Here is a 17,131-nt window from a genome sequence, read left to right on the forward strand (position 1 = left end):
ATTTTACACTAATTCTAAAAAAATACCTCCTATATTTGAAAAAGTAGAACATTGACATTCTTCATCTTATCAAATATAAAAGGTATTCCAAAACCTATATTATTAAGTTTTAACGTTATTTAATACACATTAAGCGCCTTTAAATAATCATTAGCAATTATTTCTTTGCATCTCCGTACATTTCTTTTAATTGCTTTTGTATTTCTTTATTATCTAAATACTCATCAAGAGTAGTTTTTCTATCCATTATTCCGTTAGGAGTTATCTCTATTATTCTATTTGCAAGAGTTTGTATCATCTCTTGGTCATGAGAGTTAAATACTAATACTCCTGAGAATTTTTCTAAACCTTTGTTTACAGAAGTTATACTCTCTAAGTCTAAGTGGTTAGTTGGATCATCTAATACTAAAACGTTAGCGTTAGATAACATAAGCTTAGATAACATACATCTAACTTTTTCTCCTCCAGATAAAACTTGAGCTTCTTTTAAAGCTTCTTCTCCAGAGAATAACATTCTACCTAAGAATCCTCTTATGAAACTTTCACTCTTTTCTTCAGAGTATTGTCTTAACCAGTCAACTAATGAGTATTCTACACCATCAAAGTATTTATTGTGGTTTTTAGGAAGGTAACTTTGAGAAGTTGTTACTCCCCATTTGAAGTCTCCACTATCAGCTGTATCTTCACCCATTATTATGTTGAATAATGTAGTTATAGCTATCTCATCTCCTAAGAATGCTACTTTATCTTCTCTATCTAATCTGAAAGATACGTTGTCTAATACTTTAACTCCATCTACAGTCTTAGTTAAGTTGTTTACTTCTAAAACTTCGTTTCCTATTTCTCTTTCAGGAGTGAATCCTACATAAGGATATCTTCTTCTTGATGGTTGTATATCTTCTACTTCTAATTTATCTAATTGTTTCTTTCTAGAAGTTGCTTGCTTAGCTTTAGAAGCATTTGAACTGAATCTCGCGATGAACTCTTTTAATTGAGCTATTTTTTCTTCAGCTTTTTTGTTTTGATCTTTAGCTAATTGTAATGCTAATTGGCTTGACTCATACCAGAAGTCATAGTTACCAACATACATTTGTATTTTACCAAAGTCAACGTCAACTATATTTGTACATATTTGGTTTAAGAAGTGTCTATCATGTGATACAACTATAACTATAGAATCTTCTAAATCCATTATGAAGTTATTTAACCAGTTTATTGATTGGAAGTCTAAGTGGTTTGTAGGTTCGTCCATTATTAGTATTTCTGGCTTACCAAATAAAGCTTGAGCTAATAATACCTTAACTTTATCTCCACCTGTTAATTCCTTCATTTGCTTGTAATGAACATCTTTAGTTATACCAAGACCCATTAATAATTTTTCTGCATTAGTTTCTGCATCCCATCCATCAAGTTCAGCAAACTCACCTTCAAGTTCAGCAGCTTTTATACCATCTTCTTCTGAGAAGTCTGGCTTCATGTATAATTCATCTTTTTCTTTCATTATTTCGTATAGTCTAGCATGTCCCATTATAACAACATCTAAAACTGTGTTTTCTTCGTATTTGAAGTGGTCCTGTCTAAGAACTGACATTCTTTCTTTTTCAGTTATAGATACATTTCCAGTATTTGCTTCTATATCACCAGCTAATATTTTAAGGAAAGTTGATTTTCCTGCACCATTAGCTCCTATTATCCCGTAACAATTTCCTTTAGTGAATTTTAAGTTAACATCTTTGAATAACTCTTTATCACCAAATCTAAGTCCTACATTAGTAACTTGTAACATTCGCATATTTCCTTTCTACTACTAAAATTTATAAAATTTTACAACTCTTCTAATGATATAACAAAATTGTAACTTAGTCAACTCTATAGAATCAATAAGTTTATTCTGTATAAGTTGAAATTACACAAAAAATATAGAAAGGTATCTATTTAAGAGTCCTTTCTATGTTTTATATCTATTTAGCAAAGTTACAAGCAGGATATGTACATATATCGCAGCTCATGCAAAGACCTCCATGCCCATATCTTGCTATATCTTCTTTTGTTAATTTCTCATCTATTAAAATTCTAGGTAATACCACATCTAAAACAGTAGTTTTCGCATACATAGCGCACCCTGGTATCCCAAGAATCGCTGTATCTTTTTTATAACTTAGTAAAAACATAGCCCCAGGAAGTATCGGTGAACCATATGTTACAATCTCAGCTCCAGACATTTTTATAGCTGCCGGAGTTAAGTCATCTGGGTCTACACTCATTCCACCTGTGCAAAGTATAATATCTGCACCTTGATTTAAAAAGTTATCTATTGCATCTTTAATCATTTCCGTGTTATCTGGACAAACTATCTGTCCTAATACTTCGCATCCATAAGAATCCATTTTATCTTTCATTATAGGTCCAAATTTATCTACAATTCTCTTGTAATAAACTTCATTACCTGTAGTTACTATTCCTACTTTCTTTTTCTTAAATGGAAAAACTTTTATTAATTTTTCGTCTCCTACAACAAGTTTAGCTTTATCTAGCTTCTCTTGTTCTACCATTAAAGGTATAACTCTTGTTCCTGCAACTTTAAGGCCCTTATGTACTTTATAATTATTATGTAAAGTTGACATCATTATATCATCAATACAGTTTAGCTTGAATAGTCTTTCAATATCTATTTTCAAAAGACCATCAACTGTAGATATAAAGTCTATTTTTCCTTCTTTGATTTCACTGAATTCTAAATTTTCACCTGCCGTTAAATCTTTTAAGAATATAGCTCCATCATTTTCATGCACCATACCTTCAGTAGTTTCAAATACATATAGATGATCTTTTCCTAATGATAAAAGTTTTTCTATATCTTCTTCTTTTACTACATGTCCTTTTTTAAATGCTCTTCCCTTAAATTCACCAGGTATTATTTGTGTTATATCATGACATAACACATGTCCTATGGCATCAACTGTTTTTATTTGTTTCATATACCCTCCCCTAGTTGCCTTTTAATTTTTTTAAGTTTTCATAATCTAATTTTGTATCCACATCTAAAAGTGTGTATTTACTTACATTTACATACTTTATTTTATCATATTCATTAATAACTTTTTTACCTTTTTCATCATTTTTTAAACTTAATAAATTATTTTTTAAACATGTGGGAAATATAACTGGGTTCCCAGTTTTATTATCATATCTTGGTATAACTATATATTCTTTATTTCTTTCAAATTCATTAATAAGTTCTTTTAGATCATCATTGTTTATTAATGGCTGATCTCCCACAAAAAACATATATCCATCACATTTACCACTATTTCTTATTCCTAACTTTATAGATTCACTTTGACCTATCTGCGCATTATCATTTAATACAAATTTAAATTGATATTTGTTTGCAATTTTTAAAACTTCTTCATACTGACTGACCACTATAACTTCTTTAAAGTCGCATTTTTTTAAAGCTTCAAATGTATTTTCTATTATTGTCTTTCCATTGAAATCCATTAATAATTTGTTTTTTCCCATTCGTCTCGAGAATCCAGAGGCCATTACTATAGCACTAACCATATTAACCTTCCTTATAAAAGTTTTTGATTAAACTTCCATATATTATTTTTATATTTTCATCTTCTTTTTTTATCATTCTAATAAGCTTATAAGCTAATTCTTCCCTTTTTTCATTATCTACTTTATTTATAAATAATATTTTTTCTCCAATTGAATTTTTAAATAATCCATTTCTATTTAGAACTATGTTTTTAAGATTTTCTAAAGTAATTCTGCTTTCTACTTCTCCACAAATTTTTAAAAATTCATCTAATCTATGTATATATTTATTGCTTATATACATATCGTATGCAGTTATATCTAAAACACCAATATTTTTAGTTGTTTTAGGATGAACTAAAGGCTCATCATATCTCCATCCCTTTAACTTTTTTCTTTTTGATCCATCACCTTCAATCAAACTTATATCAAACTTATTTATAAATTCATCTAGTTTTTCATAGTTTAATCCAACTACTTTATTTTCTTCATTTATATATTTACCACAAAGAGTAATACCTTTATCTAATATAAAGGTATTACTCTTATCAGTTAGTATAATATTGTTATAGTCACTTGATTTTGGAATATATATTTTTGTTGTAGTAGTTAGTAAAACACTATATTCACTAGAGAGTTGTTTGCTTAAATAAGTTATCAAAGAGGTCTTGCCTCCAGCTCCAACAACAGTTATAACGTCATTTACTTTTATCTCTAGTAATTGTTCTAGCATATTTACCTCCAAATTTACATATTATCTACTGCATTTTTTAATCTTTCTAAAGCTTCTTTAACAGTAGATATCGGGCACCCTATATTCATTCTCATAAATCCACTGCCACCTTTTCCAAAAGCTGTTCCAGTACTTAGTGCTAATTTAGCCTCTTCAAGGAAAAATCTTTCTAATTCTTCATCCGATAATCCCAATTCTCTACAGTCTAACCAAGTTAAAAATGTTCCTTCTTGCTTTATTACTTTAATTTTAGGTACATTTTCATTTACAAATTTTAATACATAATTGTAGTTACTTTCTATATATTCAAGCAACTCTTCAAGCCATGTTTCTCCTTTGTTATATGCTGCAATTAAAGCCTCCGCACCTAAAACATTAGGAGTTGTACTGAATAGTTCTTTATATCTGCTTCTTAATTTTTCGTCAGTTATAATAGCATTTGAAACATATAACCCAGCTAAGTTAAACGTTTTACTAGGAGCTGTTAAAGTTACTATATTATCTTTATAATAAGGTGCTACTGTTGTCAATGAAGTATGTTTGTATCCTTTAAATACTAGATCTGAATGTATTTCATCACTTATTATAAAAACTTTATAACTTTCACATATTTCTACTATTCTTTCTAGTTCTTCTTTAGTCCATACTCTTCCGATTGGATTATGAGGGTTACATAATATAAGAACTTTAACACCTGTAGATATTTTATTTTCAAACTCATCAAAATCTATTTCATATCTATTATCTTTTATAAATAATTCACTTTGAACTATATCACATTTATTTTCATTTAATACTCTAAAAAATGAATGGTAAACAGGAGATTGAACTAATACCTTATCATTTTCTTTTATTAAAATTTTAAGTAAGAAGTTTATAGCAGTTACTACTCCTGGAGTGTATACTACATCTTCCACATTTATATCTACATTATGTCTATTTCTCATCCATTTCACAACAGACTCATAATAACCATTAACTGTATCATATCCTAAATTTCCTGTAGATAGTTTATTTTGTAATGCTTTAGTTATTTCATCACAAGTTTTAAAATCCATATCTGCAATCCACATAGGAATTATATCATCTTCATTTGTATTGAAATTTTCTTTGTATTTATCATATTTAACAGCATTTGTTCCAAGTCTATTTACTCCCTCATTAAAACTATCTCTATACATACTCATCCCTCCCTGAATTTTATTTTACATATTTTAAATTTTATATTAATCCTATAAGTTTTTCAAGTTTCATAAGACTTTATATCTTATTTTATACTTAATTTAAAGCATTTTTTCTCTTTGAAAATTTATAGATTAAATAAATGTATAGTATATCAAAGAATTGAATTAAAGCTATTATAAATAATTCAGTAGTTATTGATGGTAGCATATTAGTAAATTTTAAGATAGCAACAGTCAATGTTCCCATCCATTTGAATATAGCTATATAGATAGACTGACCTGAAGTATTTCCTCTATTCAAAAGCATACTTACAAACAGTATAGACATTATTAAGTTTTGTATATTTGCAATAAACCCAGATGTTTGAGTTATATCATTATTAAATAATATAGAAAAATCATTTACAGATAAAATCATAAATAATATTGAACAAATTAAAATAAACACAGTAAAAATGTATAGTGATTTTTTACTTATAATACCTATATATTTCCTAGATTTATATCCATATTTGAAAAAAGTATATAATATTATTAAATCAAGTAATAACCAAGTTAAAAATATCATTTTTGCAAAAAGTAAATCTCCTGGAGGATATATAAAACTAAAAGTAAACTCCCAAGCTATATTAAGACTTAGCGCAAATAAAGGCATTCCATAAGTTTTATCTTTAAAGCTTTTATGTATTATCAATATATAAGCTATACTCCAAAATACTCCACACAAAACTTGTAAACATAATTCAAATTTCAATTTTCCACCCCTATATTAAATCTATTATACAAATTTGTATATATAACTATTACTATTCTCTATAGTTAATAAATTATAAATCATTATTAAAATCAAAAAGACCCATACTTTTAGTATAGGCCTTTTCTTTGCATTTATTTATTATCTATCTAATTTTAGGTAAGCTTCTAATCCTTCTTTTAATATCTTAGCTGCTTTTGATAAGTCTTCTTTATTTAATATATAAGCAAGTCTTATCTCGTCAACTCCAAGACCTTTAGTCTTATAGAATCCTTCAGCAGGACAAGGCATTACTGTCTCTCCATCGATTTCAAAATCGCTTAGCATCCATTTAACAAAATCATCAGCACTCTTAACTGGTAACTTAGCTACTATATAGAATGCTCCTGTTGGCTTTTTACATATAACACCAGGAACTTTTACAAGTTCATTGTATAAAACATCTCTTCTTTCTCTGTACTCTTCATTTACTTCTGTTAAGTAAGAATTTGGAGTTTTGTAAAGTTCTACTGCTCCAATTTGCTCTAATGTAGGAACTGATAATCTAGCTTGACAAAGTTTTAATATTTCACCCATAAATTCTTTGTTTTTAGAAGCTAAAGAACCTATTCTAGATCCACATGCACTATATCTTTTAGATACACTGTCTACTATTATAACTCTATCTTCTACTTCTTTAACATTTCCTAAACTAGTGTAGTCTCCCTCATATACAAACTCTCTATAAACTTCATCTGCTATTATCCATAACTCATGTTCTTTAGCTATATCAGATATCATGTCTATTTCTTCTTTAGTATAAACTACTCCACTTGGGTTTCCTGGATTTGAGAATAATATAGCACGAGTATTTCCATCTATCTTAGATACGATTTCCTCTTTAGAAGGTAAGTGGAATCCGTTTTCAGCAAAAGTAGTTATTGGCTTTATTTCAACTCCAACTGCATTTGCAAAACTATTATAGTTTGAATAGAATGGTTCAGGTACTAATATATTGTCCCCTTCATTACATATAGTTAACATTGTAAAGAATAAAGCTTCACTACCACCGTTTAATATTAATATATCTTCTAAATCAAAGTTTATATCGTATTCTCTGTAGTATTTTTGTATTGCTTCTCTAAGTTCATGTAAACCTTCTGATAAAGCGTACTCTAAAACTTCTTCTTTGTTGTTAGCTATTGCCTCGAAAAAGTTTTCCGGAGTTTTAATGTCTGGTTGTCCTATATTTAAATGATATACTTTTTTCCCTTGTTTTTTAGCTTGTGCTGCATAAGTTAATAGCTCCATTATAGTTGAAGCTTCTACTGATTTTATTCTTGAAGAAAATTTCATATTTTTGCCTCCTAATTGTCCCTTTAATTATATTGATGTATGTGGTATACAATATTTCTTCTTTACCCATATTCTAACATATTAAAACAAATTAGTTAAACGTTTTTTTCAGATATTAAAAAGTTATTATTTTCTGTATTTTAAGTAAATTTCATAAACTATTGAAAATTACTCAATCTAAGTATATATTATTTACATAAGTTGTGAAAACAATTACATAAATTTTAATATTTTGGAGGGTGTTTATGACAAACTTAGTTAATGCTAAATGGTTAAAAGAAAATTTAAATAATGAAAATCTAGTTATTGTCGATTGTAGATTTGACTTAATGGATAAAGAATATGGTAAAAAAAGTTATGAAAAAAATCATATAAAAGGTGCAGTTAGAATTGATATAGAAACTGAATTATCTAGTAAAGTTCAAGAACATGGAGGTAGACATCCACTTCCTACTGTAGACAAATTAAAAAGCACTTTTGAAAACTTAGGTATAAATAATAATTCAGTAGTTGTTTGCTATGATGAAGGAGATTTAGCTGGTCCATCTAGACTATGGTGGACTTTAAAGTATCTAGGTCATGATAAGGTATATGTTTTAAACGGTGGAATAAATGCATTCATTGAAATTGGTGGAGATACTAATAATGAAGTTCCTACAGTTTCTAAAAATGGAGAGTTTGTAGTTAATGTAGATGATTCAATGAGAGTTGATATGAACTATGTAAAAGAAAGATTATATAAAGACGGGGTTGCTATAATTGACTCTAGAGAACATAAAAGATACCTAGGTGAATTTGAACCTGTAGATAGAAAAGCTGGTCATATTCCTAGTGCTATGAATTATTTTTGGATGGATATATTAGAAAAAAATGGTGATAGCGTAAATATAAAATCTGTAGAAGATTTAAAAAAACACTTTGAAAAGTTAAATGAATTTGACGAGGTTATAGTTTATTGCGGATCTGGTATAACTGCTTGTCCTAACAGTTTAGCACTTAGCGAAAGCGGAATAAAGCATAAAGTTTACTCTGGAAGTTTTAGTGATTGGGTAAGCTATGATGATAATGATGTAAATACTACAGTTCAATAATAAAAATAAAAAAGGATGTTTCAAGTTTTATTGAAATCATCCTTTTTTATTTTTATTTATACATTTTTAACAAGTTCTCTTTCAGCTTCTTTTTTATCCATGTATTCATTTAATCTTTTTTCTGCTATAACTTTTATTTCATCAAAACTCATTTTATTTTCCTTATTTTTAACTATCTCCATCCCAATTTCAAGCAACTCTTGATCCGTAAATTTACTTTGTATGTACTCCTCTATTCTTGGTATATCTTCAGGCTCTATATCTTTGTATACTTGCGTCATAGCTATTAAGCTATTAACTAAATTAAAATCTGTTACTAAACTTAGTTTGCTTAAGTCTAAATTTTTCATACATATCCCCCATTTTCTTATTGATAATACTATTATAGCACATCATTAACACAATTTTCTTAATATTGCATATTTTAATTATTTAGATTTAGATAAAAATTTCGTAGCAAAATCTACACATTCTCTCTGAGACATCAATTTACAATTTGCATTTCCTATTTTATAGTTTATAACCTTGTGATTATTTTCAAAGACTTCTCCAATATATCCAAAACAATCAGAATCTACTTCTAAATCTTCGAATTCTCTCCATACTCTCATTCCATTTTCTAGTATAGGTGCTCCTGATATAAATGTTTCTCTGCAATTACTTCTATACTCACTTAAATGAAACGATGTATTATTTTCATAAGGTACACCTAATAGAAGAACATATCCGTCTAAATCGTAAATCCTAGCTAATGGTGATTTTTCTGATAATCCATATTCTAAACTATGGTTATTTGTTATAAATTCTTTATCTTTTCCATAAGCACTAAATGAAACTTGTGGATGATTACTTCTTGTTACGCCTTCATAACTTATAAAAGTTTGTGCTATTATTCCCATTCCTCTACATGGAGTTGTTAATTTATTAAAAGCAGGCATTTCATTTTTTATAATTTCATGCCAACTTTCAGGAACAGGTGGATTACACCAATATATTGGGTCAGAATAGTCTCCAGTATGACTAGGCATAACTATATTGCCATTTTCTCCTACAGCCTCTAAAAGAGCATCTATAACAGATATAGGACCTCCACAAACCCATCCAATCGAACTTAGCGATGAGTGTACTATAATTGTCATACCTTCTTTAACTCCCATAGCTTTTAGATCTTTAAGTAAACTTGTTTTTGTATTAATTTTTAAACTTGATTTAATTATATTCTCTTCATTACTCATAATATCCCTCATTTAATTTTTCAATTTATTATAAATTCGATAAAAATAATTTCAAACCTTTTAATATATAGTTAATTTTATATAACCAATAAAAAAAGTTAGGATAATTATCCTAACTTTTATTTATTCATTTCCATAAATACCTTCTCAGGTGTTATAGGAAGCGTATTAACTCTAACTCCACAAGCATTATATACAGATTCTTGTATAGCCGGTAGTGGTGTGTTTATAACAACTTCTCCTACTGATTTCGCTCCAAATGGCCCTGTTGGTTCATTAGTTTCTACAAAATCTACAATGACATTTCCGACATCACATCTAGCAGGTATTTTGTATTGCATAAATGTATTTGTATCCATATGTCCGTCATCTGTATGTCTAACTTCTTCAAACATAGCCATTCCTATACCTTGAACTATACCACCTTCAACCTGTATCTTTGCTAAGTTTTTATTTATAACAGTACCACAATCTACAACAGCAACATAATCAATAACTTCATATTTACCTGTTTCTAAATCCATCTCTGTTTCAACAAACCCAGCTATAAATGGAGGAGGTGATACTTCGCTACCATGAGATGCATAGCCTACTAACTGTTCTTTTTCTGGTCCAACTGTAAAATCAACCGCTATATCAAATACTGATATTCTATTGTGCTCACTATATACATACTCACCGTCAAATTCAGTATATTCTTTGTCTATTCCAAGTCTCTTAGCCCCTATATCTATTATCTTGTCACGAAGTATGTTAGAAGCTTTAACAACAGCCATTCCTGTGACATAAGTTGTAGATGATGCATAAGATCCCGGATCATATGGTACTACATCAGTATCAGCTGATATAACATTAATTTTATCCATTGTAGTTTCTAATATTTCACATGCCATTTGTGCTAAAATAGTGTCACTTCCAGTTCCCATATCTGTAGACCCTACCATTAATGTGTAATTGCCATCATCATTTAATTTTATTTCCACACTAGCTGTATCAATACCTGCTATACCTGATCCTTGCATAGTAAGTCCCATTCCAACACTTCTAACTTTTCCATTTGCTAATTTTTTCGAAGGATATTTTTCATCCCATTTTATAAGTTCTTTACCTTTATTTATGCATTTTACTAAATCTACACTATTTAAAGTTTTATCATAAGCAAAGCTAGTTTCGCCTTCTTTTACTATATTTTTAAGTCTTATTTCTGTAGGATCCATATTTAATTTATGTGCTAACATGTTTATAGTTGATTCTACTGCAAAACACCCTTGTGTAGCCCCATACCCTCTAAGCGCTCCAGCTGGCATTTTATTTGTATATACTACATTTCCTTTGAATCTAGATGCTGTAAGCTTATTGTACATAGGCATAGTTTTTTCTCCTACTAACCCAAAAGTTGTTGAAGCATGTTCTCCATATGCTCCCGTATCAGATAAAGCATCTATATCTATAACTTTTATTATTCCGTCTTTTGTTGATCCAATCTTTACATCTAGTTTCATTGCATGTCTACTTGTAGAACAGTTAAATGTTTCTTTTCTATCATAAATTATTTTTGCAGGTTTTCCTGTTTTTAAAGTTACAATTGCAGAGAATATTTCAACGCATGCAGTTTGTTTTCCTCCAAATCCTCCGCCTATTCTAGGCTTTATAACTCTTATTTTACTTGAAGGTATATTTAGTGCTCTTGATAAGTGTCTTCTTACATGAAATGGAATTTGTGTAGAACTTACTACAACTAATCTACCTGTATGGTCTAAGTAGTTGTATGCTCTATAAGTTTCCATCATTGCATGAGCTTGAGCTTGTGTATAATATGTTTCTTCGATTACAACATCACACTTTTCAAGTTCTTCTTCTATATTTCCCTTTTCATACAAATGTTTTGATACTATATTTCTTTCTCTTTCCATCCCTATGTCAAAATTGCAGTGTCTGTCTTCATCATGGACTAACATTTCATTGTCAATTGCATCTTCCATATCTATTATAGGATTTAAAACTTCATATTCAACTTTTATCATTTTCATAGCTTTTACTGCAGTTTTTTCATCTATAGCTGCAATTATAGCTACTTCATCGCCAACATATCTAACTGTATCTTCAAGTATCAATCTATCATATGGTGATGGTTCTGGGTATGATTGTCCAGCTAGTGTAAATCTATTGTTAGGTACATCTTTATAAGTTAATACACACTCTACACCATCAACCATTAAAGCCCTAGACGTATCAATATTTTTTATCTTTGCATAAGCATGAGGACTTCTTAAAATTTTAACAACTAGTGCATCTTTTGCTGCTAAATCATCAGTATATACAGGCTTACCTGTAGCTATAGACATTCCATCTATTTTATGTATTCCTTTTCCAACTATTTTCATCATTTATTTTACCCCCAGATAACTTTTGATTGCTCTTAATTGTCCCATGTATCCTGTACATCTGCATAAATTACCAGTTAGATAGTGTATTATCTCCTCTTCTGTAGGATTACTTAATTCTTCTTTCATAGCTATAACTGTCATTATAAATCCAGGAGAGCAGAATCCACATTGTTCCGCACCTTCGCTAACTAATATTTTTGCAAATTCACTAGCTTCTTTTTCTAAGCCTTCTATAGTTGTAATTTCTTTATTTAATGCTCTAACTGTTAAAGTTGCACATGATAATGTAGGTCTCTTATTTATCCATACAGAGCAAAGCCCACAACATCCTGTGTCGCACCCTCTTTTAACACTTAAATTACCTAATTTTCTTAAGCTATCTACTAAATATTCTTCTGGCTCTATATCAACTTTTCTCTTTTTACCATTTACATTAAGTTCTACTAACATTTTGTAACCTCCATGATTGCTCTTTTGACTAATACTTTACTTATTTGTTCTCTATATTCTTTAGATGCTCTCATATTTGTTCCAAATTCAATATCATTTTTTATTAAATCTATAGCTTTTTCTATATTTTCATCATTTAATTGATTATTAGATAAAAATTGACTAGCTTCTATAGCTACTTTTGCTCTTTGAGGTCTTGCGCCTATACATATCTTAAATTCATTATCTAATTTAGATACAGATACATTTAGTATTGGATAATCACTTTTAGCATTTCTCATAGACTTATAAACTGCATTTTTATTATTTTTATTTATATATATTTTAGTTAATATGTCTTTTTCATAATTCTTATTTAAAAACTCATCTAAACTTATTCTTCCACCTTTAAATGTTTCTACTTCTGTATCTAAACAAAGAAGCGCTACTATTAAATCAGAAAATCCATATTTTGAAAATACGCTACCTCCAACTGTAACTACATTTCTAAATTGAACCCCTATTATATCTCTAACTGAATCAGTTAATATTTTAAAATTATTTTTTATAATATCGCTAGTTTCTAAACTTCTTAAAGTCGTCATAGCTCCAATTTCTATAAAATTGTCATCTTCTTTTATATAATCTAAATTAAGGTTGGAAAGTTCAATTCCTGTACCTATTCTTTTTTTCCCCATTCTTAGAAATGCTGTACCTCCAAGAATTTGATTATTTTTCCTCTTAGTCAATATTGAGTATGCTTCTTCTAATGTGTTTGGCTGTACTATATCAGTAAGTGTAAACATACTGTTCCTCCCTCTTTAATTATGCAAGTTATTTTATTAATCTATATAATTTTTTTAATTATATCACACTTTATTGTTTTACTTTTATTAAAATAATTTAATTATTCCTTAAATTTAGGTATAAAAATCCATTTTAATTTTTATACCTAAATTAACCTAATAGTAAATTATATGTTATTCTTCTTCTAATAATCCTAATTTTCCAGCTATATATTTAGTTGTACTTCCCTGAATTATCAAAGTTATAAGTATTGTCATAAATACAATTGATGAAATAATTTCATAACCAGGTATTTTCATAGTTGTAATTATACCGCAAAGAGCAGCTGGAATTACTCCCGTTTCTCTTACCCACATCATAAAAAGAATTTCATTTCTAGACCATTTAGCTTTTTTATCAAATATTGTGCATATAAGTACACTTATTGGTCTTGCTATAAAAATAAGTCCTACAACAACAAGTAATGACGGTAATAAATATTTCATTAAAACATGTAAATTAACTTGGCTTCCTAAAATTATAAATATCATCATTCTACATACTGTTCCTAAAGTTTCTACAACATTTAAATCAGTATCATATGACCTTTGAGTTAACCAAATTTTAAAATTTTTCTTATTTCCATTTATAATTCCTACTATGAAACATGCCATATATCCACTGCCACCTAATTTAGTAGCTACTTCATAGGAAATTATAACTGATAAAACAGATACTATAGGTGCAAATTCCCTTAATACTCCATAAGGCTTATCACTTATTAATTTCAATAGTAAAATTCCAGTAATTACACCCACTATCACTCCAAGAATAATCATTATGCTTAAATTATAAATATTTTCTTGAAACGAAAATTTACCTGATAAAATTATAGTAATTACTGCTGAAGTTAAAATAGCTCCTGTTGCATCGTTAAATGCCGACTCACTTATTACAGTTTGTTTTACCTTATCTTTAATTTTTACACTATTAAAAATAGGCACTAATGTTGCAGGATCTGTAGATGCTATTATAGCACCTGCAAGTAATGCTGAAATTGAACTTATTTCAAATGATAATCCAATTATTTGTTTCATTATAAATGCTGACACTAAAACACCTAATGTTGATAATAGTAATACCGTAACTTTAACATTTTTTAAAACTCTCAAACTTATCTCTTTTCCACCTAAGTAAAGTATAAATGCTGATCCAAAAGTTAAAATTAATTGATTTTCAATTTGATATGAACTTATATCAATAAACTTAAAAAATGATGGTCCAATAATTATCCCAGCAATCAAAAATAATACAACATCAGGAATATTTATTCTCTCACTTAACTTACTACATAATATCCCTGTTATAGCAACTATAGCAAATAGTATTAGTAAATTATTACTAGCTATTGTGTGAATTGATGTTTCCATAAAAAACCTCCTAAAATTTATTTCTAATTAAATAATATGAAATAATTTTTAGGAGGTTCACTTGTTTTAATTTTACTAATCTATATTTATGAAGCTTGTGTACTCGAATTAGCAACTTCTATTTTATTGTTTACCTCGGATTTTTCTTGTGGTAACACCATATTTAGGAATATAGCTATTATAGCAACTACTATAAGTCCTGAATCCCCAAATATTAATTGTATAGGCTCTGGCATTTGAGATAAAACACCTGGAACTAATGTTAATCCTACGCCAAGTCCTAATGCAACTGCAACTATTGTACTATTTCTATTATTTAAAGGTTCTGATGTTATAAGTTTTATTCCACTTACTGCAATCATTGCAAACATCATTACACTAGCTCCTCCTAATACACTAGCTGGCATTAAAGATATTAATGCTCCAAATTTAGGGAAAATTGCTGCCAATATTAAAAATCCAGCCCCTATTCCAACTACATTTCTATTTATAACTTTAGTCATAGCTATAAGACCTACGTTTTGTCCAAATGAAGTAGTTGGCATTGAGTTAAATAATGCTGCTATAACACTTCCAAATCCATCTGCCATAACTCCACCTGATATTTCCTCATCTGTAGCATCACGCCCTACACCTGAATGTGTAATAGCAGTTATATCCCCAACAGTTTCAACTCCAGAAACTATAAACATGCATACAAATGCAAATATTGCATCTATGTGGAATTTAAATCCAAATTGGAATGGCATCGGAATAGAAATAAGTGCCATGCTTGAAATTTGAGAAAAATCTATTTTGCCCATCGGTATAGCTACTATATATCCTACTATAAGTCCTATTAAAATCGAAGCTATACTAGTTATTCCTTTAGTGTATTGTTTGCAAAATAAAACAGTTACTAATACTATACTTCCTAATAATAAATTTGATAATGATCCAAAATCACTTGCCCCTATTCCACCTGCAAAGTAATTAATACCTGTTGGAAGTAGTGAAATCCCAATTGCTAAAACTACAGTCCCTGTAACTACCGGAGGGAAAAACTTTCTTATTTTACTTATATATGTACCAAATACAATTTCAATTAAACTACCAGCTAAACATGCTCCTAAAACACCTTCATATCCGTATTTAGCCCCTACTGCTGTTGCAACAGAAACAAATCCAAAACTTGTTCCCATAACTATAGGTAGCTTAGCTCCAAATGGCCCTAACTTATAACACTGAACTAATGTTACTAATCCAGACACCAACATTGCACATTGAACTAACATAGTTTTATCATCAAGGCTTAGTCCTAATGCTCCTGAAATAATAATTAACGGAGTAACATTTCCTACAAACATCGCAAGTACATGTTGAAGTCCTAATGGTATAGCCTCTTTAAGTTTAGGCCTTCCATTTAACTGATAAATTACTGAATTTTTTTCATTCATAAAAAATTTTCTCCCCCTTAATATTCGGTATATTATAATCCAAATCCGATTTAATATTCGTGTTTATATTTTGATTATATCAGATTCGAAAGTTTTATCAACCTAAAATCCGAATTTTTATTATTTTTTTTAAAAAATAGTACGCATTTCTAACTATAAAATAATTATTATAATTTCTAGCTTTAAAATTTGGTAATAAATAATAAAAAAGCTTATGTATTTTATAATACATAAGCTTTTTTATTATTTATTATTATCTTTATGATCCTTATCTTTTTCATGTTTTTCATCACTTGTATTGTTCTTACTTATTATGTCATTCATAGATAAACTTGTATTTAATATCTCTTTTGTGTATTGTAAAGCATTTTCATATTGTCCATTTTTAAATCTATTTTCAGTCATATGCTTCACTCCTTAAGATTATTTTAGCATGGAGGGAAAAAATTTTTATTTGCTAATCTATTCCCTAATATATCTGCTATTTTTTTATTTTGAGAAATTTCTTCAGCAATTTCCTCTTTATTATCATTTTCTTTTAATAAGTCTTTTATTTCTTTATTGTTATCTAGATTGTTTTTATCTTTATTAATATTTTTTTTATTAGACATAATATTACCTTCCTTTAATATCGTTTAATACTAGAATGTCCATATAGCATTTATTTTAAACTTATAATTTTTTCTATAAAAAATTTACTTAGATTGCGTCGTCACAACTTCGTCAGTTACTCATAAAACTTTTTTAAGCTATAAATATACAATATTGATATAACTAAGTTTCATAAG

Annotated in this window: 17 protein-coding genes; 1 reads left to right on the forward strand and 16 read right to left on the reverse strand. The window is 28.6% G+C overall.

Going from position 1 to position 17,131, the window contains the following annotated elements; genetic code table 11:
* Nucleotides 1-157: 157 nt before the first annotated feature.
* The 7 genes from RWY47_RS11725 to RWY47_RS11755 form a co-directional block, all read right to left on the reverse strand.
* Entirely contained in the window at nt 158-1,786 is a 1,629-nt protein-coding gene (locus RWY47_RS11725) for an ABC-F family ATP-binding cassette domain-containing protein (protein WP_025162992.1), read from the reverse strand.
* 175 nt (nt 1,787-1,961) lie between these two features.
* Complete coding sequence (locus tag RWY47_RS11730; RefSeq protein ID WP_150842824.1) at nt 1,962-2,978, reverse strand: molybdopterin-binding protein; 1,017 nt, start codon at nt 2,976-2,978, stop codon at nt 1,962-1,964.
* A gap of 10 nt (nt 2,979-2,988) precedes the next feature.
* Nucleotides 2,989-3,564 (reverse strand): molybdenum cofactor cytidylyltransferase, encoded by a 576-nt coding sequence (mocA, locus tag RWY47_RS11735; protein ID WP_150842825.1) that lies wholly within the window; start codon nt 3,562-3,564, stop codon nt 2,989-2,991.
* A 1-nt stretch (nt 3,565) separates the two neighbouring features.
* The gene (yqeC, locus tag RWY47_RS11740) at nt 3,566-4,276 is read right to left on the reverse strand and encodes a selenium cofactor biosynthesis protein YqeC (protein WP_224170272.1); all 711 of its coding nucleotides are present in this window, start codon (nt 4,274-4,276) and stop codon (nt 3,566-3,568) included.
* Between the two features lie 14 nt (nt 4,277-4,290).
* Nucleotides 4,291-5,457: a MalY/PatB family protein gene (locus tag RWY47_RS11745; protein ID WP_224170271.1), complete on the reverse strand. Its 1,167-nt coding sequence runs from the start codon at nt 5,455-5,457 to the stop codon at nt 4,291-4,293.
* Nucleotides 5,458-5,554: 97 nt separating this feature from the next.
* Nucleotides 5,555-6,214 carry a transmembrane-type terpene cyclase gene (locus tag RWY47_RS11750; protein WP_150842827.1) on the reverse strand — a complete coding sequence of 220 codons (660 nt, stop codon included), beginning with the start codon at nt 6,212-6,214 and terminating at the stop codon, nt 5,555-5,557.
* A gap of 141 nt (nt 6,215-6,355) precedes the next feature.
* A complete protein-coding gene (locus RWY47_RS11755; RefSeq protein ID WP_021431419.1) occupies nt 6,356-7,549 on the reverse strand; it encodes a pyridoxal phosphate-dependent aminotransferase in 1,194 nt (397 codons plus the stop codon).
* 245 nt (nt 7,550-7,794) lie between these two features.
* Here RWY47_RS11755 and RWY47_RS11760 point away from each other — a divergent pair, with 245 nt between their 5' ends.
* Nucleotides 7,795-8,640 (forward strand): sulfurtransferase, encoded by an 846-nt coding sequence (locus RWY47_RS11760; protein ID WP_025162986.1) that lies wholly within the window; start codon nt 7,795-7,797, stop codon nt 8,638-8,640.
* 56 nt (nt 8,641-8,696) lie between these two features.
* On the opposite strand, the gene RWY47_RS11765 is transcribed toward RWY47_RS11760, so the two are convergent.
* The 9 genes from RWY47_RS11765 to RWY47_RS11805 form a co-directional block, all read right to left on the reverse strand.
* Nucleotides 8,697-8,990 carry a hypothetical protein gene (locus tag RWY47_RS11765; protein WP_021431421.1) on the reverse strand — a complete coding sequence of 98 codons (294 nt, stop codon included), beginning with the start codon at nt 8,988-8,990 and terminating at the stop codon, nt 8,697-8,699.
* A 78-nt stretch (nt 8,991-9,068) separates the two neighbouring features.
* The gene (locus tag RWY47_RS11770) at nt 9,069-9,875 is read right to left on the reverse strand and encodes an aminoglycoside N(3)-acetyltransferase (protein WP_150842828.1); all 807 of its coding nucleotides are present in this window, start codon (nt 9,873-9,875) and stop codon (nt 9,069-9,071) included.
* A gap of 119 nt (nt 9,876-9,994) precedes the next feature.
* On the reverse strand, nt 9,995-12,259 hold the full coding sequence (locus RWY47_RS11775; RefSeq protein WP_150843431.1) for a xanthine dehydrogenase family protein molybdopterin-binding subunit: 2,265 nt from the start codon (nt 12,257-12,259) through the stop codon (nt 9,995-9,997).
* A 3-nt stretch (nt 12,260-12,262) separates the two neighbouring features.
* Nucleotides 12,263-12,712, reverse strand: a complete 450-nt coding sequence (locus RWY47_RS11780) for a (2Fe-2S)-binding protein (protein ID WP_021431424.1) — start codon at nt 12,710-12,712, stop codon at nt 12,263-12,265.
* Nucleotides 12,706-13,497 carry an FAD binding domain-containing protein gene (locus tag RWY47_RS11785; RefSeq protein WP_150885265.1) on the reverse strand — a complete coding sequence of 264 codons (792 nt, stop codon included), beginning with the start codon at nt 13,495-13,497 and terminating at the stop codon, nt 12,706-12,708. The genes RWY47_RS11780 and RWY47_RS11785 overlap by 7 nt, the downstream gene beginning before the upstream one ends.
* A gap of 174 nt (nt 13,498-13,671) precedes the next feature.
* Nucleotides 13,672-14,907: a cation:proton antiporter gene (locus RWY47_RS11790; RefSeq protein ID WP_150842829.1), complete on the reverse strand. Its 1,236-nt coding sequence runs from the start codon at nt 14,905-14,907 to the stop codon at nt 13,672-13,674.
* A gap of 86 nt (nt 14,908-14,993) precedes the next feature.
* Nucleotides 14,994-16,343, reverse strand: coding sequence for a uracil-xanthine permease family protein (locus RWY47_RS11795; protein ID WP_150842830.1), 1,350 nt, complete (start codon nt 16,341-16,343; stop codon nt 14,994-14,996).
* 243 nt (nt 16,344-16,586) lie between these two features.
* A complete protein-coding gene (locus tag RWY47_RS11800) occupies nt 16,587-16,748 on the reverse strand; it encodes a hypothetical protein (protein ID WP_021431304.1) in 162 nt (53 codons plus the stop codon).
* A 23-nt stretch (nt 16,749-16,771) separates the two neighbouring features.
* On the reverse strand, nt 16,772-16,954 hold the full coding sequence (locus RWY47_RS11805) for a hypothetical protein (RefSeq protein WP_168930999.1): 183 nt from the start codon (nt 16,952-16,954) through the stop codon (nt 16,772-16,774).
* Between the last annotated feature and the right edge of the window lie 177 nt (nt 16,955-17,131).

Source organism: Paraclostridium sp. MRS3W1 (assembly GCF_032465715.1).
Classification (GTDB): domain Bacteria; phylum Bacillota; class Clostridia; order Peptostreptococcales; family Peptostreptococcaceae; genus Paraclostridium; species Paraclostridium dentum.